This is a genomic window from Aeromicrobium sp. CF3.5 (assembly GCF_051262695.1).
GTDB lineage: Bacteria > Actinomycetota > Actinomycetes > Propionibacteriales > Nocardioidaceae > Aeromicrobium.
Window position 1 is genome coordinate 135,769 of record NZ_JBIMEZ010000007.1, and the last position, 19,106, is coordinate 154,874.

Consider the following 19,106-nt stretch of genomic DNA (forward strand, 5'->3'; position numbering starts at 1 on the left):
GAGAGTGCGATGGACCTGTTCAACGACAATCCGTGGGTGATCTGGGTGGTCATCGCGGTGATGCTCGTCATCATCGAGATGTTCAGCCTCGAGCTCGTGCTGCTGATGTTCGCTGCCGGCGCCTTGGCCGCGGCAGCCGCGTCGGCCCTGGGTGCGCCGGTGTGGCTCTCCGTCCTCGTCTTCGCCGTCGTCTCGACCGCCCTGCTGGCCCTGCTGCGGCCTTCGCTGGTCGAGCGTCTTCACGATGGGCCGACCCTCACCCAGGGGCACGACGCCCAGGTCGGCCGGATCGCTGTGGTCGTCGAGCCGGTTGATCGCTTCAATGGTCGGGTACGCCTGGCCGGAGAGCTGTGGTCGGCTCGTGCCGATCTCGACGAGGCCACCTTCGACACTGACACCGAAGTCAGTGTCATTCGCATCGAGGGCGCCACAGCCGTCATCGTTGCTGTCACCAGTCCCACCGCCCCCACCCAGGAGTCCTGATGTTCTTCGAGTCCCCAGGGGGCATCGCACTGACGATCGTCCTCGCCCTGCTCGCCCTGATGGCGATCGTGGCCGTCTCCATGACGGTCAAGATCATTCCGCAGGCTTTTGCCGGCGTCGTGGAACGCTTCGGCAAGTACCGCACCACCTTGACCGCCGGCCTCAACATCGTCACCCCGTTCATCGATCGCGTGGCCTACCGCATCGACATGCGTGAACAGGTCGTGTCCTTTCCGCCGCAGCCGGTGATCACCGAGGAGAACCTGACGGTCTCGATCGACACCGTCATCTACTTCCAGGTCACCGACCCGGTCGCGGCCACGTACGAGATCGCCAACTACATCCAGGCCATCGAGCAGCTGACCATGACCACCCTGCGCAACATCATCGGTGGCATGACCCTCGAGCACGCCCTCACGAGCCGCACCCAGATCAACTCCGGTCTGCGCGGCGAGCTGGACTCGGCGACCGGCAAGTGGGGCATCCGCGTGAACCGCGTCGAGCTCAAGGGCATCGATCCGCCGCCCTCGATCAACGACGCGATGGAGAAGCAGATGCGCGCCGATCGTGACAAGCGCGCCATCATCTTGACCGCCGAGGGCGATCGCCAGTCGGCCATCCTGACCGCCGAGGGCCAGAAGCAAGCCGCGATCCTCAACGCCGAGGGCAACCGACAGGCCCAGATCCTGGGCGCCCAGGGTGACCGGCAGGCCCAGATCCTTCGCGCTCAGGGCGAGGCCCAGGCCATCGGCGCCGTGTTCCAGGCGATTCACGACGGAAATCCGGATCAGAAGCTTCTGTCGTACCAGTACCTGCAGATGTTGCCGAAGATCGCCGAGGGTGACAACGCCACCACGTGGATCATCCCGGCCGAGCTCACCCAGGCGCTGGGCACGCTGGGAGGCACGGTCGGCTCCATCCCGGTCGACGGCGGGGGCAACAAGAATCGGGTCGATCTCGACGAGTCCGTCGTCGACGACGTCACTGATGGCCCGGAGACGTCCAAGGCCGTCCAGGAGGCCATCGACGCTGCTCGGCAGGCCGAACGGCCCGGTGCGTCGTCCGGCGGGCCGGTGCTGCCGTCGTCGGGAGGCAGTGCTCAGACACCGCCGCCGGAGGGTGATCAGGGCCCGTCCTGAGTCTTGGTCCCGACTGACATGCTGGCAGGGTGACCAGCCGTAGAGAACGACTCGTCGTGACCGTGTCAGTGGCCGTGACTGCTCTCGTGGTGGTCGGGTGGTTGGTCGTTCGTCCTGGCGACGACGACCGCGCCGCCGGACCCGACGGTCCGGCCCCGACCGCCGCTGAGCGGGTCGAGACGGTGTCATCGGGCGAGCCTGATCCGGACTGGGTGGCGGCGACCGCACAGACCCACGGCATCCCGGTGCGCGCGATGGAGGCCTACGCCGCGACCGAGGTGGCCGCCGCCGACGAGCTGCCCACGTGTGGCTTGCGGTGGAACACCATCGCAGGAGTCGGCTCGGTGGAGTCCGCGCACGGCACGCTCGGCGGCGCCGGCCTGGACGCCGGTGGTGTGCCGGACCAGCCCATCATCGGTCCGGCGCTCGACGGGACCAACGGAACCCGTGCGATCGAGTCCACGCCGGAGTCCGCCGAGCTGCACGGCGACGACGAGTGGGACCGTGCCGTCGGGCCGTTCCAGTTCCTCACGTCGTCGTGGGAGCGCTACGGCGCCGACGGTGATGGGGACGGGGAGAAGAATCCCGACGACATCGACGATGCGGCCCGGGGCGCGGCCAACCACCTGTGCCTGTCGGCCGAGGGCGCTGAGCGCGACCTCACGGCCGAGGGATGGGTCCCGGCGGTGTTCTCCTACAACAACTCGATGGCGTACGTCGAGAAGGTCCGCGACATCGCGACGTCGTACGCCGGCTGACGCGAAGCTGACCGGGACGCCAAGTTGCGATCGCCGAGGGGTCGAAGCGTCTGTCTTCCGGCTTCGCCGGAGCTGTGGACGAGACTCGGGGGTGGCGTGACCCGTGAGGTTGCTGGGCGGGATGGGCTACGGGTGACTCGTGAGGTCCATCATGCGGACGACCAGCCCGTGAGCCCAACCCAAGCACTGGGTTCCGTCCCAGCCCGTCAGTGCTGGTAGGTGCCGTGGATGATCGCGCGGCCGAGGGTCTTGAACGCGAGATTGAACCCGACCACGGCGGGGGACGTGTCCGCATCGACGCCGAGGGTCTCTTCGCCCACCGCGTGGACGACGAAGTAGTAGCGATGGACCTGATCGCCCTCTGGGGGAGCGGCGCCCATGAAGGCGTTGCTGCCGCCGTCGTTGCGCACGTGGAAGGCAGCGCCGGGCAACGAGTCGTCGGACGCACCGGCGCCGGCAGCCAGCTCGGTGGTGTCGGCGGGCAGGTCGATCGCGTTCCAGTGCCAGAAGCCTGAGACGGTCGGGGCGTCGGGGTCGAAGCAGGTGACGACGAAGGACTTCGTTCCCTCCGGCGCGCCACTCCAGGAGAGCTGCGGTGAGGTGTCGCCGTGCGCGTTGACCTGCGCATCGGACAACGGCTGTCCGTCGGTGACATCGGTGCTGGTCACGGTGAAGGAGGCAACGGTGGGAAGCAGAGGATAGGGATCGGGAGTGACAGATCGGTCAAGGCTCATGATGACTACGCTAGCGCCGTGGCCATGATCGTACGACTGGAGGATCCGACCGATCCTCGCCTCGCGGACTACGTGCACCTGCGCGACGTGCAGCTGCGCCAGAAGCTGGAGGCCGACCACGGAGTGTTCCTCGCCGAGGGCGAGAAGGTCGTGCGTCGTGCCGTGGAGTCGGGGCACACTCCGGCCTCGTTCCTGATGTCCGAACGCTGGTTGCTCGGTCTGTCCGACGTGCTCGACAGCACCGAGGCACCGTGCTTCGTGCTGTCCGACGACGCCATCGAGTCGATCACCGGATTCCACGTGCATCGCGGGGCGCTGGCAGCCCTGGAGCGTCCCGCGCCCACTGCGGCTGCCGACGTGCTGCGGCTGGCTCAGCGGGTCATCGTGATGGAGGACCTGGCCGACCACGCCAACGTCGGGGCCATCTTCCGCAGCGCGGCCGCGCTCGGGTTCGACGCGGTCCTGTTGTCCCCGCGCTGTGCGGACCCGTTGTACCGCCGCGCGATCAAGGTCTCCATGGGAGCTGTCTTCGGCCTGCCCTACGCCCGGATCGACGACTGGTACGACGCACCGGACCTGTTGCGAGCGGCAGGCTTCACGACCTGTGCACTCACGGTCGGCGCCGGAGCCGTGCCGATCGATGACGTACCGAGCGATGTCGAGCGGCTCGCCCTGGTGGTGGGCTCCGAAGGGCATGGACTGAGTCGACGCTGGGAGGATGGCGCCGATCTGCGGGTGACGATTCCCATGACGGCCGGCATCGATTCGCTCAACGCTGCGGCGTCGGTTGCCGTCGCCTGCTGGGCCTTACGGCCGACGGCCACTCCGCATCGTCGTCCAGCGGTGGAGTAACCCGATCCTCGGTGGACGACAACTCTCCCGTGCGAGCCACGACCTGATCGAGGTAGTCGCGGGTCTCCTCGGCGGTCGGTCGATAGGGGGTCGGGCGGGCGCACCGGTCGCGACGCTCGAGCAAGGCCGCGATCGAGAACTCGTCATAGGGATCGACCAGGCCCATCTCGACCAGCAGGTCGATCAGGACGCGACCGCGTGTACGACGTGCGACCTCGGCGACCGTCGACACGTTCCAGTCGGGACGAACCGCTCTCAGCGCGCTGAACTCGTCGGACGTGATGCGGATCAACGCCACGGCGGACAATCCGTTCCACGCGGCTACGTGAGCGGCACGATGCAGCCCGTCCGCCAGGCAGGCGTGCGCGTCGTCGAGATCGGCATGGCCGACCGTGAGTAGATCGGCGACTTCACGCAGGATGGCAGAACGCACCGGCACGGCCGCGGTGATGGGGATGTGAACCGCGCGCGCGTGGGAGGCGCGACCGAGCCCTGCAGCCCGGCACAGCTCGCGGAAGGTGGCGACCACGAGGGCCACCTCGGTCGGGTCGAGCTGGGTGCGGTCCTCGGCGATCAGTCGTAGGGCGATGTCGTCGTGACGATCAGGCCGGGGAAGGGTCGCGAAGAACGCGGGATATGCGTGGCGCATCGACTTCGCGAGCACCCGGCGAGGTGTGGCCGAGTGCCGGTACTCGGTCCAGATCGTGGTGGGTTGCCGCCTCGCGTCGATCATGCCGAGCGCGCACAGCAGATCGACCAACCCAGCGGTCTCGTCGAGGCCGAAGCCGGCGTCCCGCAGGTGCTGGTCGCTGACGACGCGCGGATGGGACGTGAGTCGCACCAGACGAAGAAGTCTTGCTACGGCGTGTGGATCATCCAGAAATGGCATCAGCGCCACGGTGTACTCCCCCCAAGAAAGTCGCGTGCGGTGGTCGTGGTTCGAACCTACCCCTCGTCCACCAAGATCGTAATGGGCCAGTCGTCGGGGTAGTCCTCGGCCAGCTCCCTGTGCTCCTTGTGCAGCTTCTTTCGGGCTCGTTCGGGCACGCGGTCGCCGAACACCGTGCCGTGCAGGTGGTCGGTCTCGTGCTGCAGGCAGCGTGCGAGCAGCCCGGTACCGACGAACTCCACGGGCGCGCCGGTGTGGTCGAATCCGGCGACATGGGCCTGGTCGGGTCGCGCGCAGGCTGTGAACGCGCCGGGAAGTGACAGGCAGCCCTCGTCTGCCTCCTCGAGCTGTCGGTCCTTGCCCTCGGGCAGGGTCAGCCGTGGATTGCACACCACGCCGGTGACCCGGTTGTCGTCGTCGTCGGGGCAGTCGAACACGAAGACCTTCAGGTCGACGCCGATCTGGTTGGCGGCCAGGCCGACTCCATGGGCGGCGTGCATCGTCGCGGTCATGTCGGCGACGAGGGTCGCCAGGTCCGCGTCGAAGTCCGTGACGTCGGCCAGCTCGCGGTGCATCACCGGAGTACCCCAGCGAGTGATGGCGCGGATGGAGCCACCGCTGGGCAGGGGGCAGCTCTGGGGACTCAACGGTGGGGGCTGCTGGGGGCTGTCAGGCACCGGCCCACTCTATCGACACCTGCGCGCGAGGCTGAAGCCGTGTCCATCGGGGTGTGCCCGTCGGCTGGTGATGTCGGATACCCTGAGTATTCGAGGACGTAACTTCGAGTTACAGTTGCCGTGAATCCACTCGTGAGGAGCATCTCGTGGCGAACACCAAGGATCCGATGGCGCTGGGCCTGGCCGTGCTGAACCGCATCGCCAGCTCGCCGGCCGTCGACAAGCTGGGGCTGCGCAGCTTCACCGAGCGGACCGTGTATCACGGCGCCAGGAACGGTTTCCAGATCGCAGCCACGGCGGGTCGGACCTTCAAGAAGGTGCAGGGCAAGGGATCGCCCAACCGGCTCACCCGCTCCTCGGGGACTGGTGTCTTCGACCTGACGCCGACCGAGGACCAGACGATGATCGTCGGGGTCGTCAGCGACTTCGCCGCCGAGGTGCTGCGTCCCGCCGCCGCCGAGGCCGAGGAGTCGAACACCACCTCCAAGGAGGTGTTGGCACAGACCAGCGAGTTCGGCCTCACCCTGCTGAACATCCCCGAGGCGCTCGGTGGTCTGAGCGAGGAACGCTCCGCTGTCACCGGTGTTCTGGTCGCCGAGGCACTGGCTGAGGGCGACATGGGCCAGGCCGTCGCCTGTCTAGCCCCCGCCGCGGTCGCCACGGCGATCTCCTTGTGGGGGTCGGACGCCCAGCAGCAGACCTACCTGCCGGCGTTCACCGGCGATGACGTCCCGGCTGCCGCACTCGCGGTGGCCGAACCTCACCCGCTGTTCGACCCGTTCGTGCTGAAGACCTCGGCCGAGAAGACCGCGACGGGACACCGGATCAACGGAGTCAAGTCCGCCGTCGTGCGCGGTACCGAGGCAGAGCTGTTCGTGGTGGCCGTCGAGCTCGACGGCTCGCCCACCCTGGTCCTGCTGGAGTCGAGCACGCCCGGACTCGCGCTGGTCGACGACCCGAGCATGGGTCTGCGCGCGGCCGGACTGACCAGGTTGGTGCTCACCGATGTCGAGATCACCGCTGACCACGTGCTCGGCGACGGCTCCCTGGATGACTACCGCGAGTGCATCCGCCTCTCCCGCCTGGCGTGGGCCGGTCTGGCGCTGGGTACGGCCAAGGCCGTGCTCGAGTACGTCAAGCCCTACGTCAAGGAGCGGCACGCCTTCGGCGAGCCGATCGCGCACCGTCAGTCGGTGGCCTTCATGGTGGCCAACATCGCCATCGAGCTCGAAGGCATGCGACTCGTCACGCTCAAGGCCGCGTCGCGCGCCGAGCAGGGCAAGGACTGCTCACGTGAGATCGCCCTGGCGCGCCGCCTTGCTGCCGAGCACGGCATGAAGATCGGCACCGACGGTGTGCAGCTGCTGGGCGGGCACGGCTTCGTCAAGGAGCACCCGGTCGAACGGTGGTACCGCGATCTGCGGGCCATCGGCCTCATGGAAGGAGCAGTCCTCGTCTGAGGGCGACCACCATCATGATCAGTCTCGACACCCCCCACAAGTTCCGCGCCTTCATCAAGCAGGCGCACGACGTCGCCGACAACTTCCTGCGCGCCAACTCGCGCAAGTACGACCTCGCCGAGCACAGCTATCCCAAGGAGCTGGACCTGCTGGCGTCGCTGGTCGACGGCATGGGTGACTCCGGTGCAGGTCAGGGCGCCGGGGCCAGCGCGGTCGGCAGCCGTGACGATGCGGACACCAAGGACAGCTTGGTCAAGAACGGCACCAACATGAGCTCGGTGCTCTCGATCATCGAGATGTGCTGGGGCGACGTCGGCCTCCTGCTGTCGATGCCGCGGCAGGGTCTGGGCAACTCGGCGATCGCCTCGGTCGCCAACGCCGAGCAGCTCGAGCGGTTCAAGGGCACGTGGGCCTCCATGGCCATCACCGAGCCCAGCTTCGGCTCGGACTCGGCTGCGATCACGACCACGGCGGTCAAGGACGGTGACGCCTACGTCCTCAACGGCGAGAAGATCTACGTCACGGCCGGGGAGCGCTCGGACTCCGTGGTCGTGTGGGCGACGCTGGACAGGAAGCTGGGGCGCGCCGCGATCAAGTCGTTCCTCGTCACCAAGGACACGCCCGGCATCCGGGTCGAGCGCCTCGAGCACAAGCTGGGCATCCGTGCGTCCGACACCGCCGTGATCGTGCTGGAGAACTGCCGCGTTCCCGCCGAGAACCTGCTGGGCAACCCGGAGATCGACATCAAGGGTGGATTCGCTGGCGCGATGGCGACCTTCGACAACACGCGCCCGCTGGTGGCCGGCATGGCGGTCGGCTGCGCCCGGGCGGCCCTGGAGGACACACGTCGCCTGCTCGAGGAGGCTGGCATCGTGATCGACTACGACCGTCCGCTGGCGTCACAGTCGCACGCTGCGGCCACGTTCATCGCGATGGAGGCGGACTGGGAGGCAGCGCTGCTGCTGACCCTGGAGGCGGCGTGGCTGGCCGACAACCGCAAGCCCAACTCCATGGAGGCCTCGATGGCGAAGGCCAAGGCAGGCCGAGTGGGCAACGAGATCACCTTGAAGTGCGTCGAGCTGGTCGGAACCCTGGGGTACAGCGAGACCGAGATGGTCGAGAAGTGGAGTCGTGACTCCAAGATTCTCGACATCTTCGAGGGCACCCAGCAGATCCAGCAGCTCATCGTGGCGCGCCGATTGCTCGGTTTGTCCTCGTCGGAGCTGCGCTGACCCGTCTGCACCTAGACTGCACCGCATGAACCGCGATCTGTCCGACCTCGTCGATGTCGATGTCGAGCTGGCGCGGTTCATCCGGCGGGTCCGGGTGCAGTCGTTGCGGCGACTCGAGGCGATCCATCCGCGTCTGGACTACGGCTCGTTCCTGTTCCTCATCATGATCTGCGATGCGACCGGCGGCATTCGAGGTTCCGAGCTGGCCGAGGCGCTGGGAGTGCACAAGTCGACCGCGAGCCGAGCCATCGCCGGGCTCGAGCGCATGGAGCTGGTGTCGCGGATCCCCGACCCCGACGACGGGCGCGCACAGCTACTGGTGGCTGAACGTTCGGCCATCGCAAGCCTCGAGGAGTACCGCAGCACGTCGCGGGCGCGCCTGAGTGAGGTACTCGCGGACTGGTCGCCTGAGGAGGTCGAGGCGTTCAGCCGTGCCATGGCACGACTGAATGACACCGCTGAGGAACTCAGCTGATGGGTGCAGCTGAGGAACTCAGTTGATCATCTTCCACCTCGCACTGGCTGACCAGTGGGCGGCGGCGGTGCAGGCGGGGGAGTACCGGATCTCGACCCGCGGCGCGTCCCTCGACGAGGTGGGGTTCATCCATGCGGCCACCGAGGTCCAGGTCGACGACGTCCAGGCACGCTTCTACGCGGACGCGGGGGACCTGGTGCTGCTCACGATCGACACCGACCGGTTGAGCAGTCCGTGGCAGCTCGATCCTGTGGGGCAGGAGGACTTCCCGCACATCTACGGTCCGCTCAACCTCGACGCCGTGGTCGACACGGGTGTGAAAGGATCGATTTCATGACTTCAAAGCCTGAGATCGACTTCATCGAAGGACCTGCTCCCACCGAGCTGCAGGTCACCGACATCATCGAGGGCGACGGCCCCGAGGCCGTTGCCGGCGGCAAGGTCGACGTGCACTACGTGGGCGTCGAGTTCGACACCGGCGAGCAGTTCGACGCCTCGTGGGACCGTGGGCAGTCGGCCAACTTCCCGCTGACCCAGCTCATCGCTGGTTGGCAGGAGGGCATCCCCGGCATGAAGGTCGGCGGACGCCGTCAGCTCGTGTGCCCGCCCGAGCTCGCCTACGGTCCGGCCGGCGGCGGACACCGCCTCTCCGGCAAGACCCTCATCTTCGTCATCGACCTGATGGGCGTCGGCTGAGCGCCCAAGGTCGGGGAATCAGAGGGCGTCGACGAGCGCAGTGACGCGCTTGACCGACACCGGGAACGCCGTGCGCAGATTCTGGGCCAGCAGCCCGATGCGCAGTTCCTCGAGCGCCCACCGCACGTGCTGCACCTCCGGCGCCAGCCGGGCCCAGGTCGACAGCCCCGCCGTGCGGGTGTGGAAACGGGCCTCGAGGTCCTGGGCCGCGACGAGGTCGTCGGTGACGAAAGCGTCGAGGCGGCGTCTCGCGGCCTGCAGGTAGAGCGGAAGCCGTCGTAGCTGGTCGAGCCCGGTGTCGCGGATGAATCCGGGATAGATCAGCCACGACAGCTGGACCCGGACGTCCTCGCCGGCCTCGGTCGACGGCAGCGGTGTCACGTCACCGAGGGCGCGCAGCGTCTGCAGCACCGACTGCACGGCCCGCTCGGTGAGCTCGACGGCGTCGGGACGCACGAGATCGGCGAGCAGGGCAAATGACGCCTCGTCCCACGCGGGCCCTTGATGCGTGACGACGAGTGACTCCAGTGCCGCCAACCAGCACTGCTCGATGACCTCGGCGGCATCGGCGTGCGGGCCGGTCGACAGCAGCAGCTTGGCGTGCAGGTCCAGGGAGCGCCCCAGGTGGGACACCGGATTCGGCAGGGTGAAGGACAGCAGCCGTGCCTGACCCTTGATCATCGCGACGCGCTGCTCGACCTCGGTGTCGAGGATGCGCAGAGCGACCGAGGTGCCCTCGTCGACCAGCGCCGGATGGCCCGTGACGTGGCCGGCCGTGACGGTCGGGTCGAGGGTTCCGACGTCCCAGCGCCGCAGCCCGGTGCGCTCCTCGCGCTGTGCCACCGCCGTGAGGTCGGCGCGCAGGTGCTCGGCGAGCTCGGTGCGCAGGGCTGCCAGATCCTTGCCGCGACCGAGCACCTCGGCACCGTCGGTGACGCGGAAGGTCACTCGCAGGTGGGAGGGCAGTGCCGCGAAGTCGAAGTCGTCGGGCTCGACCAGCGTGCCGCCCCGGTGGCGCATCTGGCGCACGAGCTCGTGGCTGAGATCGGCGGCATTCGGGTCCATGGCCGCCACGAGCTGGGGAGCAACCTGGGTCGCCGGCACGAACTCGCGACGCAGCGACTTGGGCAACGTGCGGATCAGCTCGGTGACCAGCTCGACCCGGTGGCCAGGGACGTGCCAGTCGAAGGCCCGGTCGTCGACCGTGAGCAGGCGGCCGATGGGCAGGTCGATGCTGACGCCGTCGTCCTCCAGACCCGGCTCGAACGCGTAGGTGAGGGGGAAGGACTCGCCGTCGGAGTGCCACTCGCGCGGGAACTCGTCCTCGGCATCGCCGGTGGCATGACTGAGCATGGCCGGATCGAAGGTGAGCAGGTCGGGCTGGTCGCGACGGGTCCGCTTCCACCACGTGTCGAAGTGCCGGACCGACACCACGTCCTCGGGGATGCGCTGGTCGTAGAAGGCGTGGAGAGTGTCGTCGTCGACGCGCAGGTCGCGGCGGCGCAGCCGGTCCTCCATCTCCTCGACGCCGGCGATCAGCTTCTGATTGGCATCAAAGAACCGGTGGTGCGTGCGCCACTCGCCCTGCACCAGGGCGTGCCGGATGAACAGGTCACGCGCGACGACCGGGTCGACGCGACCCAGCTGCACGATGCGGTCGGCGATGATGGGGATTCCGTACAGCAGCACCTTCTCGTGGGCCATCGCCGAGCCGCGCTTGGTCGACCAGTGCGGTTCGCTGTACGAGCGGTTGACCAGATGGCCCGCCGCGGCCTCGACCCACTCGGGCTGGATCTTCGCTGCGGTGCGTCCCCACAGACGACTGGTCTCGACCAGCTCGCCCACCATGACCAGCGGAGGTGGCTTGCGGGCCAGGCCCGAACCGGGGAACACCATGAACCTGGCCTGCCGGGCGCCGAGGAACTCGCGGCCGTCGGCGTCACGGAGTCCGACGTGCGACAGCAGTCCGGCCAGCAGCGCCTGGTGCACGAGGTCGGGAGCGCCGCCGAGTGTTGCGGGCTTGAGTCCGAGCTCCTTCGCGGTGCGGCGCAGCTGGGCCTCGACGTCCTGCCACTCGCGGATGCGCAGCCAGTGCAGGTACTCGTCGCGACACAACCGGCGGAACGCCGAGCTGGACAGCTCCTTGCGCTGTGTGCGGATGTAGCGCCACAGGGTGAGGTAGGACAGGAAGTCAGAGTCGGGCTCGCGGAATCGGCTGTGCTTCTCGTCGGCCGCCTGCTGGTGCTCCAGCGGTCGCTCGCGAGGATCCTGGATCGACATGGCGGCGACGATGACCAGGACGTCGGCCAGGCAGCCGAGCCGGTCGGCGGCGAGCAGCATCCGCGCGAGTCGCGGGTCGGTGGGCAGAGCGGCCATGCGTCGGCCGATGGTCGTCAATCGTGCGCTGCCCCCGGGCTGCACGTGCAGGGCGTCGAGCTCGTAGAGCAGGTTGGTGCCGTCGGTGACGGCGCGAGCGTCCGGGGGATCGAGGAACGGGAAGCTCGAGACGCTGCCGAGGTCGAGCTGGGCCATCTGCAGCAGCACGGAGGCGAGGTTGGTGCGCTGGATCTCCGGGTCGGTGAACTCGGGCCGAGCCTCGAAGTCCTCTTCGGAGTACAACCGGATGCAGATGCCGTCGGCGACGCGACCACAGCGACCGGCGCGCTGGGCGGCGCTGGCCTGGGAGATCGGTTCGATCGGCAGTCGTTGCACCTTGAGTCGCTGGCTGTACCGCGAGATGCGCGCGAGACCGGTGTCGATCACGTGACGGATGCCCGGCACGGTGAGCGAGGTCTCGGCGACGTTGGTCGACAGGACGATGCGCCGACCGGGGTGGTTCGCGAAGATCTTGTTCTGGTCGGCCGCGGCCAGACGGCCGTACAGCGGCAAGATCTCGGTGCGCGGGTAGTTGCGGCCCGCCAGGTAGTCCGCGGCGTCACGGATCTCCCGCTCACCGGACAGGAAGACGAGGATGTCGCCCTGGGTGGGAAGCTCGTCGACGGCGTGGGCGATGGCGTCGAGCTGGTCGTCGGCGCCCGTGTCGAGAGGCGCGCGGTACCGCACCTCGACCGGGTAGGTGCGTCCACTGACCTCGATGACCGGGGCGTCGAACATCTCGGCGAACCGGTCGACGTCGATCGTCGCGGACGTGACGACGACCTTGAGGTCGGGGCGGCGGGGGAGCAGCTGCTTGAGGTAGCCCATCAGGAAGTCGATCGCCAGCGACCGCTCGTGTGCCTCGTCGATGATGATCATGTCGTATCGCGACAATTCGCGATCGCGCTGCAGCTCGGCCAGCAACAGACCGTCGGTCATCAGGCGGATCGCGGTGTCGGCGGTGGTCTGGTCGTCGAAGCGCACGGCGTAGCCGACCTCGGCTCCCAGCTCGACGTCGCACTCCTCGGCGATGCGCTTGGCGACCGAGCGAGCCGCGATGCGTCGTGGCTGGGTGTGCGCGATCGATCGGTGACCCAGGGCGTACGCCATCTTGGGCAGCTGCGTGGTCTTGCCCGAGCCGGTCTCGCCCGCGACGACGACGACCTGGTGGTCGCGGATCAGCTCACTGATCTCCGCGTGGCGAGCCGCGATGGGCAGGGCCGGGTCGTAGGAGATCCTCATGTCAGGCCCAAGGTGTCGGCGAGCAGCAGGTACCCGACGAACGCCACGATGTCGAGAACCGCGTGGGCCACGACGAGCGGCATCACCCGACGGGTCCGGTGGAACCAGTAGCCGAACACCAGACCCATCACGAAGTTGCCGATCCCCGGGCCCACCCCCTGGTAGAGGTGATAGCTGCCACGTAGTGCTGCCGAGGTGATGATGATGGCTGGCACCGACCAGCGGAGCTGCTGGAGGCGGGTCATCAGGTACCCGACGACGATGACCTCCTCGATGATGGAGTTCTGCAGTGCCGCGAGGATCAGCACCGGGATGGTCCACCAGTAGGCGACGTCGGGCGCTGGGATGATCTCGGCGGTGATGCCCAGCAGGCGGCCGATGCCGTACAGGCCGAGCCCGGGCAGACCGATGACCGCGGCCAGCCCCAACCCCCAGAGCAGGTCGAAGCGGGGGCGGTGCCGGTCCAGCCCCAGCCGCTCACTGACGGTCTCCTGGACCGAGTCGAGGGACAGCAGGTATAGCGCCAGTGCCACGGGCACGAGGGCGAAGCCGATGCCGAGCACCTGGAAGACGAAGTCGAAGATCTCGCGGGTGTCGCGCGAGGAGTTCAGCGTCGCGGTGGCCTCGGCGAGTCCGCCCGGCTCGGTGGCCTTGCGGATCAGGTTGACGACGGCGTAGACGCCGGACGCGCCCAGGGAGAGCCCCAGGACGATCCAGATCTCGACCCCGAGGCGCTTGTTCTCGGTCGCGGCGGGCCGGGTCACAGGTCGTTCGTGGCGAACGTGTCGCAGCTGGTGATGGAGCCGGACTCGTATCCGGTCAGGAACCACTTCTGGCGTGACTCGGCCGAGCCGTGCGTCCAGGTCTCGGCGTTCACGGTCCCGCCGCCGAGGTTCTCCTGGATGCGATCGTCGCCCACGGCGCCGGATCGGCCGCGTCCGCCACCGCCGCCGGCACTGACCTGGCTGGTGTCCAGCGAAGCGCCCTCGTTGAAGCTCACCCGATGAGTCTACGCAGGCTCGTCGGCGGGTACAGCGCCGTCGTCGCCACTACTGTCGTCTCGTGACGAGCACCCAGACACCCCCAGCCGGTACCGACTTCGGCATGCGCCTCAGCGATGCGGATGTTGGTCGGCTGCGCAACCTCAAACGGATGCGGGCTCTGGCGTTGTCGCTGCTGCTGCTGGCGGCCGTGGTGTACGCCGCGACGTACGACAGCGACGGGGCCTGGGGCTACGTCAACGCGGCGAGCGAGGCCGCCATGGTCGGTGCCATCGCGGACTGGTTCGCGGTGACCGCGATCTTCCGACACCCCTTGGGCCTGCCGATCCCGCACACCGCGATCATCCCGCGCCGCAAGACCCAGCTGGCGGCCAGCCTCGAGGAGTTCGTCAGCGACAACTTCCTGCGCGGCGACATCATCGCCGAGCGGGTCGACTCGGCCCAGATCAGTCGCCGGGCAGGACAGTGGCTGGTCCAGGATGGTCACGCCCGTCGCATCGTCGACGAGGGCTCCAAGGTGGCGGTCGACGCCCTGAGCTCGATCAAGGAGCGCGATGTCGCCGCGATCATCGAGCAGGCGCTGATCCCGCGGCTGATCGAGGAACCGTTGAGCCCGGCCGTGGGTCAGCTGCTCGAAGAGGTGCTGCGCGACCGGGCACACGTCGGACTCGTCGATCTCGTGCTGGGCGAGCTGGGTCGCTGGTTGGCCGATCACGAGGGTGAGATCGCTGCCCTGGTGGAGAATCGTGCGCCGTCGTGGACACCGACCTGGGTCGACAAGCGGGTCTCCGGCTGGGTGCACCAGCAGGTCGTCGACTGGGTCGCCGAGATCAGCCGCGTGGAGGACCACCCGGCTCGCCAGGCACTCGACCAGTGGCTGGCCGACATGGCCCACCAGCTGCAGCACGATCCGGCCACGATGGACCGCTTCGAGGCGCTGAAGAACCGGATGGTGGTGCAGCCACGTGTCGTCGACACCTCGATCCACTTGTGGGACGCCCTGCGCCGAGCCTTGATCGGGGCCCTGAGCGACGAGAACGGCCTGCTGCGTCGCCGGTTGCTCGAGGAGCTGGAGACCTTCGGCCAGCAACTCATCGAGGACGACGACCTCAACGAGCGACTCGATGCCCGGATCCGCGACATCGTGGTCTACGTCGTGGAGAACTACGGCACCGAGATCGCCACCGTCATCTCGGTGACGGTCAACCGATGGGACGGCAAGGACACCGCCGAACGCATCGAGCTGCACGTGGGCCGGGACCTGCAGTTCATCCGCATCAACGGCACGGTGGTCGGTGGACTGGTCGGTCTGATCATCCATGCCGTGTCCCACCTCTTCTGAGGTCCAGGTGATTTGCTAGAGTTCATCACTGCCCCGCACATGGGGCTTCGCACCACTGTCCGGGTGGCGGAATGGTAGACGCGCTAGCTTGAGGTGCTAGTGCCCGGTTACGGGCGTGGGGGTTCAAGTCCCCCCTCGGACACTCAAGACCCTCACACTCTCGCCGGTGTGGGGGCCTTGTTTCATTGCCAGCGATCGTGGCCCTGAACTGTGAAGACGCAGTTGGGGCCACGTAGCATTTGTCGCCATGGGGGGACATGTAGGCCTCGGACGTTGCACCGATGACACCTAAAGGAGTCAGAGGAGCACGGCAATGGCATGGATCGAAGAGCGACGACGAACCGATGGTGGAGTTTCCGCGCGAGTGATGTGGCGCCTCGACGGTCGTCGTGGGGCCCCGCGAGAGAAGGAAACCTTCAGCGCGGGCAGCGACGCGCAGAATCGCCGTCCTCTGGAACTTCACTGTGCTGGGCGAGGCACGCAGCCGGTAACCCAGAGGGAACAATCTTCCGTCAATCTCTTGGCACCAACCCATCGCCATGCGCGCCAGGGTCGTGCACGGATACTGGGTCGGGCGGATCTGCAGATTCTACTCGACACCGTGACAGCTTGAGGCGCATCAACGCGCCGGGTTCGTCCCTGCGAGTCCTGCGGCGTCTCCCGAGTCCTGAACGAAGCTGCTGCCGACCCCGAGGATGAGGCGCTCAGGCTCCGTCGGCGTCGCCCAACTTCATAAGGGTGACCAGCGCGTCGAGATTGGAGGAATGACCGTCTCGTCGCCAGGTGAGCCAGGTGTGGGCCGAACCCAGTTCACCGTCGACCGGAATCACCTGCACCCGGGCGGCGCCGGGCAGAGTCGAGAGCAGCGACTCAGGAACCATGGCGATGCCGGCTCCAGCTGCCACGCACGCAATCATCGCGTGGTACGACGGGATCTCGACCATGCGCGCAGGCTCCATGTCGAGATCGGTCATCCACGCCTCGAACCGCTGACGATACGAACAGTTCTCGCCGAACACGAAAGCGGCAGGGCCGATCCCTCGGAACTCCGAGCTGGAGATGTCGGCACTCAGTGGCGCGACGACCACCATGGACTCGATGAAGGCCAATCGGCCCGTCAGGTGCGGCGAGGTAGGCCGGCCGTCCGTCAGAGCAGCAGTGAGCCTTCCCTGAAGTAGTTCCTGGTGGAGCCAGCCCGAAGGTCCGGCCCGCAGCTCCAGATCGACCGCTCGATGGGCGAGGTGATACTGAGCGAGGATTTCGGGAATGCGGACGGCGGCGGTGCTCTCGAGCGAGCCGAGGCGGAAGAGCCCGTGCGGCTCGCCAGGGCGCGCGAAGTTCTTGGCATCCTGCGCCAAGTCGACGATCTGTCGTGCGCGGTGCAGGAATCGTTCTCCTTCTGCCGACAACGTGACTTGGCGCTTGTCGCGGACGAGAAGGGCAACACCGATCTCGCGCTCGAGCTGCCGGATCCGAGTTGAGACGTTGGATGGCGCCCTCAGCATCGCGCGGGCGGCCTTGGTGATGTTGCCCTCGTCCGCGACGGCGATGAATGTCTGAAGTTGGATTAGGTCCATGTCACCGTTCTCTTCAACAGAAGTGTTTTGTCTGTAGTTGTCCACTTTTCGAACAGCTCGATTGACCGTAGCGTGGCTGACCTGATGAGTCCACCCTGCGCGAACGGAAGTCCGACGTCATGACTGCTGCTGTCTCCACCAACCCCGCCACCGGGACGCACGTCCACACCTATCCCTTCCTCGAGCCCGAGGACTTGCTCGATCGGCTCGATCTCGTAGCCACAGGGCAACGCAGGTGGGCGGCTCGCACCCTGAGCGATCGCATCGACGTCATGGAAAGGGTCGCAGCCCTCATGCGCGAGGAGTGCGAGCGTCTCGCAACCATCATCACGACCGAGATGGGCAAGCCGATCGGTGAAGCCCGGGCCGAGGTGCTGAAGTCCGCCAGCGCCATCGACTGGTTCGTGAGCATCGCCCCGGAGGTTCTGGCTCCTGACTCGACCGCCGTCGGTGCAGGCGTTCGTGTCCACCATCGCCCGCTGGGCGTGGTGCTGGCCGTGGAACCCTGGAACTTCCCGGTGTGGCAGGTGATGCGAGGTTGTGTCGGCCTGCTCCTGGCAGGGAATGGGTACCTGGTGAAGCCGGCACCCACCACGGTCGGTTGTGCCATGGCGCTGTGTGATCTGTTCGATCGGGCGGGCCTCGACCGAGGTGCCTTCGGCCTGCTCAACGCCGACCATCCCACCGTTGCCTCGGCGATCGAGAGTGACGTCATCGTGGGGGTGACGGTCACGGGCAGCGTGGGCGCGGGAGCGGCTCTGGCCGAGAAGGCCGGCCGGGAGATCAAGCCTTCCGTGCTCGAACTCGGAGGGTCGGACGCCTTCATCGTCCTGGCCGACGCCAACCTGTACGCGGCGGTTGGTGCCGCGATTGCCAGTCGGTTCCACAACTCTGGTCAGGTCTGTATCGCGGCGAAGCGGATCATCGTCGAGGAAGCGGTTCGGCAGCAGTTCACCGATCTGTTCGTGGAGCAGGCGCGGTCACTCGTGGTGGGCGATCCGCTCGACGATCGGACCCAGGTGGGCCCCCTCGCGCGCGCCGACCTGCGCGCTCAGGTTGATGTCCAGGTCGCGCGCAGCATTGCAGCCGGGGCAGAACTGTTGCTCGGAGGCGAGGTGATGGCCGGTGATGGATACTTCTACACCCCGACCGTGCTGGGCGGCGTCATGCCGCGGACACCCGCCTTCGACGAGGAGATCTTCGGCCCTGTCGCCGTCCTGATCGCGGCCCGCGACGCGGACGATGCCTTGGCTCTGGCCAACGACTCTGAGTTCGGCCTGAGTGCTTCGGTCTGGACCGCCGATCCGGCCATGGGCGAAGCGTTCGCGGCGCAGCTCGAAGTGGGCAGCGTCTTCGTGAACAAGGCCCCGGTATCCGACCCGAGGGTGCCGATCGGGGGGGTCAAGAAGAGCGGGTACGGACGCGAGCTCTCCGACCACGGACTCCTTGAATTCACCAATCTGCAGACGGTCTGGATCGAAGGGCTTGACAGTTAGCGAGCGCTTAGTAAATGGTTGAGGTCGAGCCGGGCTTCTGATCGGCGTTCCTATGCGATGAGGAGATGGCCATGACACGCTCGATCGAATTGCGATCTGAATGAGGACCTTCGAGAGCATCGAGGATCTGACGCAGGCTGCGGGGGCCCATCTGGGGTACTCGCAGTGGCACACGGTCACCCAGGCCCAGATCGATCTGTTCGCCCGCGCCACGGGGGACCAGCAATGGATTCATGTCGATCCGGAGAAGGCGCCCGAGGGCCCCTTCGGCACCACGATCGCCCACGGGTATCTCACGCTGTCCTTGGTGCCAAAGTTCGTCTGGGAGATCTACGACGTCAAGGGCATCCAGATCGGTGTCAACTACGGAAGCGACAACCTTCGGTTCCCGGCGCCACTTCCGGTCGGGTCCACGATCCGCGGTGGCGCCGAAATCCTGTCGGTCAGCGCGACCGACCAGGGTCATCGGGTGACAACGCGAATCGTAGTGGAGCGTGACGTGGGCGGCAGGCCTGTGTGCATCGTCGACACGCTCTCGCTGTTTGTAACGTAACCGGAGGGGCCGCGAGGCCAGGACTTGTGGTCGCACGCTCGATCGGCCGAGGTGCGAAGCGGGCGAGGATCGCCGGTCGTCGATCTAGACTGAGATATTGCTCCGGTGTGGAGGGTGATCGCCG

General features: G+C 67.3%; 19 protein-coding genes and 1 tRNA gene. 13 read left to right on the forward strand and 7 right to left on the reverse strand.

Annotated features, from left to right (window positions below):
- The first annotated feature begins 9 nt into the window (after nt 1-9).
- From ACHAA3_RS13640 to ACHAA3_RS13650, 3 genes are read left to right on the forward strand one after another with little or no spacing between them, the layout of a single operon-like run.
- A complete protein-coding gene (locus ACHAA3_RS13640; protein WP_435709578.1) occupies nt 10-483 on the forward strand; it encodes an NfeD family protein in 474 nt (157 codons plus the stop codon).
- A 59-nt stretch (nt 484-542) separates the two neighbouring features.
- Nucleotides 543-1,622 (forward strand): SPFH domain-containing protein, encoded by a 1,080-nt coding sequence (locus tag ACHAA3_RS13645; RefSeq protein ID WP_435709630.1) that lies wholly within the window; start codon nt 543-545, stop codon nt 1,620-1,622.
- A 29-nt stretch (nt 1,623-1,651) separates the two neighbouring features.
- Nucleotides 1,652-2,380: a lytic transglycosylase domain-containing protein gene (locus tag ACHAA3_RS13650; RefSeq protein ID WP_435709579.1), complete on the forward strand. Its 729-nt coding sequence runs from the start codon at nt 1,652-1,654 to the stop codon at nt 2,378-2,380.
- Between the two features lie 206 nt (nt 2,381-2,586).
- Here ACHAA3_RS13650 and ACHAA3_RS13655 read toward each other — a convergent pair whose 3' ends face one another.
- Entirely contained in the window at nt 2,587-3,114 is a 528-nt protein-coding gene (locus ACHAA3_RS13655) for a YbhB/YbcL family Raf kinase inhibitor-like protein (RefSeq protein WP_435709580.1), read from the reverse strand.
- 18 nt (nt 3,115-3,132) lie between these two features.
- On the opposite strand from ACHAA3_RS13655, the gene ACHAA3_RS13660 reads away from it, so the two are divergent.
- Nucleotides 3,133-3,966, forward strand: a complete 834-nt coding sequence (locus tag ACHAA3_RS13660) for a TrmH family RNA methyltransferase (RefSeq protein WP_435709581.1) — start codon at nt 3,133-3,135, stop codon at nt 3,964-3,966.
- Here the strand turns inward: ACHAA3_RS13660 and ACHAA3_RS13665 are convergent.
- Together ACHAA3_RS13665 and def are read right to left on the reverse strand one after the other, a co-directional pair.
- Complete coding sequence (locus ACHAA3_RS13665) at nt 3,884-4,855, reverse strand: DUF5343 domain-containing protein (RefSeq protein WP_435709582.1); 972 nt, start codon at nt 4,853-4,855, stop codon at nt 3,884-3,886. The two genes, ACHAA3_RS13660 and ACHAA3_RS13665, sit on opposite strands and share 83 nt — an antisense overlap.
- A 56-nt stretch (nt 4,856-4,911) precedes the next feature.
- Nucleotides 4,912-5,532: a peptide deformylase gene (gene def, locus ACHAA3_RS13670; RefSeq protein WP_435709583.1), complete on the reverse strand. Its 621-nt coding sequence runs from the start codon at nt 5,530-5,532 to the stop codon at nt 4,912-4,914.
- Nucleotides 5,533-5,678: 146 nt separating this feature from the next.
- On the opposite strand from def, the gene ACHAA3_RS13675 reads away from it, so the two are divergent.
- From ACHAA3_RS13675 to ACHAA3_RS13695, 5 genes are read left to right on the forward strand one after another with little or no spacing between them, the layout of a single operon-like run.
- Nucleotides 5,679-6,992, forward strand: a complete 1,314-nt coding sequence (locus ACHAA3_RS13675) for an acyl-CoA dehydrogenase family protein (protein WP_435709584.1) — start codon at nt 5,679-5,681, stop codon at nt 6,990-6,992.
- A gap of 14 nt (nt 6,993-7,006) precedes the next feature.
- Entirely contained in the window at nt 7,007-8,224 is a 1,218-nt protein-coding gene (locus tag ACHAA3_RS13680) for an acyl-CoA dehydrogenase family protein (RefSeq protein WP_435709585.1), read from the forward strand.
- A 25-nt stretch (nt 8,225-8,249) separates the two neighbouring features.
- The gene (locus ACHAA3_RS13685) at nt 8,250-8,699 is read left to right on the forward strand and encodes a MarR family winged helix-turn-helix transcriptional regulator (protein WP_435709586.1); all 450 of its coding nucleotides are present in this window, start codon (nt 8,250-8,252) and stop codon (nt 8,697-8,699) included.
- 22 nt (nt 8,700-8,721) lie between these two features.
- Nucleotides 8,722-9,036 carry a DUF952 domain-containing protein gene (locus ACHAA3_RS13690; RefSeq protein WP_435709587.1) on the forward strand — a complete coding sequence of 105 codons (315 nt, stop codon included), beginning with the start codon at nt 8,722-8,724 and terminating at the stop codon, nt 9,034-9,036.
- A complete protein-coding gene (locus tag ACHAA3_RS13695) occupies nt 9,033-9,395 on the forward strand; it encodes an FKBP-type peptidyl-prolyl cis-trans isomerase (RefSeq protein ID WP_435709588.1) in 363 nt (120 codons plus the stop codon). The genes ACHAA3_RS13690 and ACHAA3_RS13695 overlap by 4 nt, the downstream gene beginning before the upstream one ends.
- Nucleotides 9,396-9,413: 18 nt before the next feature.
- On the opposite strand, the gene hrpA is transcribed toward ACHAA3_RS13695, so the two are convergent.
- The 3 genes from hrpA to ACHAA3_RS13710 are packed head-to-tail and all read right to left on the reverse strand — an operon-like array spanning nt 9,414 to nt 14,013.
- Nucleotides 9,414-13,013, reverse strand: a complete 3,600-nt coding sequence (gene hrpA / locus ACHAA3_RS13700) for an ATP-dependent RNA helicase HrpA (protein ID WP_435709589.1) — start codon at nt 13,011-13,013, stop codon at nt 9,414-9,416.
- Nucleotides 13,010-13,777: a CPBP family intramembrane glutamic endopeptidase gene (locus ACHAA3_RS13705; RefSeq protein WP_435709590.1), complete on the reverse strand. Its 768-nt coding sequence runs from the start codon at nt 13,775-13,777 to the stop codon at nt 13,010-13,012. The genes hrpA and ACHAA3_RS13705 overlap by 4 nt, the downstream gene beginning before the upstream one ends.
- The gene (locus ACHAA3_RS13710) at nt 13,774-14,013 is read right to left on the reverse strand and encodes a neutral zinc metallopeptidase (protein WP_435709591.1); all 240 of its coding nucleotides are present in this window, start codon (nt 14,011-14,013) and stop codon (nt 13,774-13,776) included. The genes ACHAA3_RS13705 and ACHAA3_RS13710 overlap by 4 nt, the downstream gene beginning before the upstream one ends.
- 62 nt (nt 14,014-14,075) lie before the next feature.
- On the opposite strand from ACHAA3_RS13710, the gene ACHAA3_RS13715 reads away from it, so the two are divergent.
- Nucleotides 14,076-15,356, forward strand: coding sequence for a DUF445 domain-containing protein (locus ACHAA3_RS13715; protein ID WP_435709592.1), 1,281 nt, complete (start codon nt 14,076-14,078; stop codon nt 15,354-15,356).
- Between the two features lie 57 nt (nt 15,357-15,413).
- A tRNA-Leu gene (locus ACHAA3_RS13720) sits at nt 15,414-15,498 on the forward strand.
- 562 nt (nt 15,499-16,060) lie between these two features.
- On the opposite strand, the gene ACHAA3_RS13725 is transcribed toward ACHAA3_RS13720, so the two are convergent.
- Nucleotides 16,061-16,933, reverse strand: a complete 873-nt coding sequence (locus ACHAA3_RS13725; RefSeq protein ID WP_435709593.1) for a LysR family transcriptional regulator — start codon at nt 16,931-16,933, stop codon at nt 16,061-16,063.
- A gap of 119 nt (nt 16,934-17,052) precedes the next feature.
- Here ACHAA3_RS13725 and ACHAA3_RS13730 point away from each other — a divergent pair, with 119 nt between their 5' ends.
- Together ACHAA3_RS13730 and ACHAA3_RS13735 are read left to right on the forward strand one after the other, a co-directional pair.
- Nucleotides 17,053-18,429 (forward strand): aldehyde dehydrogenase family protein, encoded by a 1,377-nt coding sequence (locus ACHAA3_RS13730; protein ID WP_435709594.1) that lies wholly within the window; start codon nt 17,053-17,055, stop codon nt 18,427-18,429.
- 100 nt (nt 18,430-18,529) lie between these two features.
- Nucleotides 18,530-18,982, forward strand: coding sequence for a MaoC family dehydratase (locus tag ACHAA3_RS13735; RefSeq protein WP_435709595.1), 453 nt, complete (start codon nt 18,530-18,532; stop codon nt 18,980-18,982).
- The last annotated feature ends 124 nt before the right edge of the window (nt 18,983-19,106 follow it).

Bases quoted from the DNA above. Each gene is read 5' to 3' on its own strand.
- ACHAA3_RS13640 (WP_435709578.1), top strand. From the start codon at position 10: ATGGACCTGTTCAACGACAATCCGTGGGTGATCTGGGTGGTCATCGCG.
- ACHAA3_RS13645 (WP_435709630.1), top strand. From the start codon at position 543: ATGGCGATCGTGGCCGTCTCCATGACGGTCAAGATCATTCCGCAGGCT.
- ACHAA3_RS13655 (WP_435709580.1), bottom strand. From the start codon at position 3,114: ATGAGCCTTGACCGATCTGTCACTCCCGATCCCTATCCTCTGCTTCCC.
- ACHAA3_RS13665 (WP_435709582.1), bottom strand. From the start codon at position 4,855: ATGCCATTTCTGGATGATCCACACGCCGTAGCAAGACTTCTTCGTCTG.
- ACHAA3_RS13680 (WP_435709585.1), top strand. From the start codon at position 7,007: ATGATCAGTCTCGACACCCCCCACAAGTTCCGCGCCTTCATCAAGCAG.
- ACHAA3_RS13685 (WP_435709586.1), top strand. From the start codon at position 8,250: ATGAACCGCGATCTGTCCGACCTCGTCGATGTCGATGTCGAGCTGGCG.
- ACHAA3_RS13695 (WP_435709588.1), top strand. From the start codon at position 9,033: ATGACTTCAAAGCCTGAGATCGACTTCATCGAAGGACCTGCTCCCACC.
- hrpA (WP_435709589.1), bottom strand. From the start codon at position 13,013: ATGAGGATCTCCTACGACCCGGCCCTGCCCATCGCGGCTCGCCACGCG.
- ACHAA3_RS13725 (WP_435709593.1), bottom strand. From the start codon at position 16,933: ATGGACCTAATCCAACTTCAGACATTCATCGCCGTCGCGGACGAGGGC.
- ACHAA3_RS13730 (WP_435709594.1), top strand. From the start codon at position 17,053: ATGACTGCTGCTGTCTCCACCAACCCCGCCACCGGGACGCACGTCCAC.
- ACHAA3_RS13735 (WP_435709595.1), top strand. From the start codon at position 18,530: ATGAGGACCTTCGAGAGCATCGAGGATCTGACGCAGGCTGCGGGGGCC.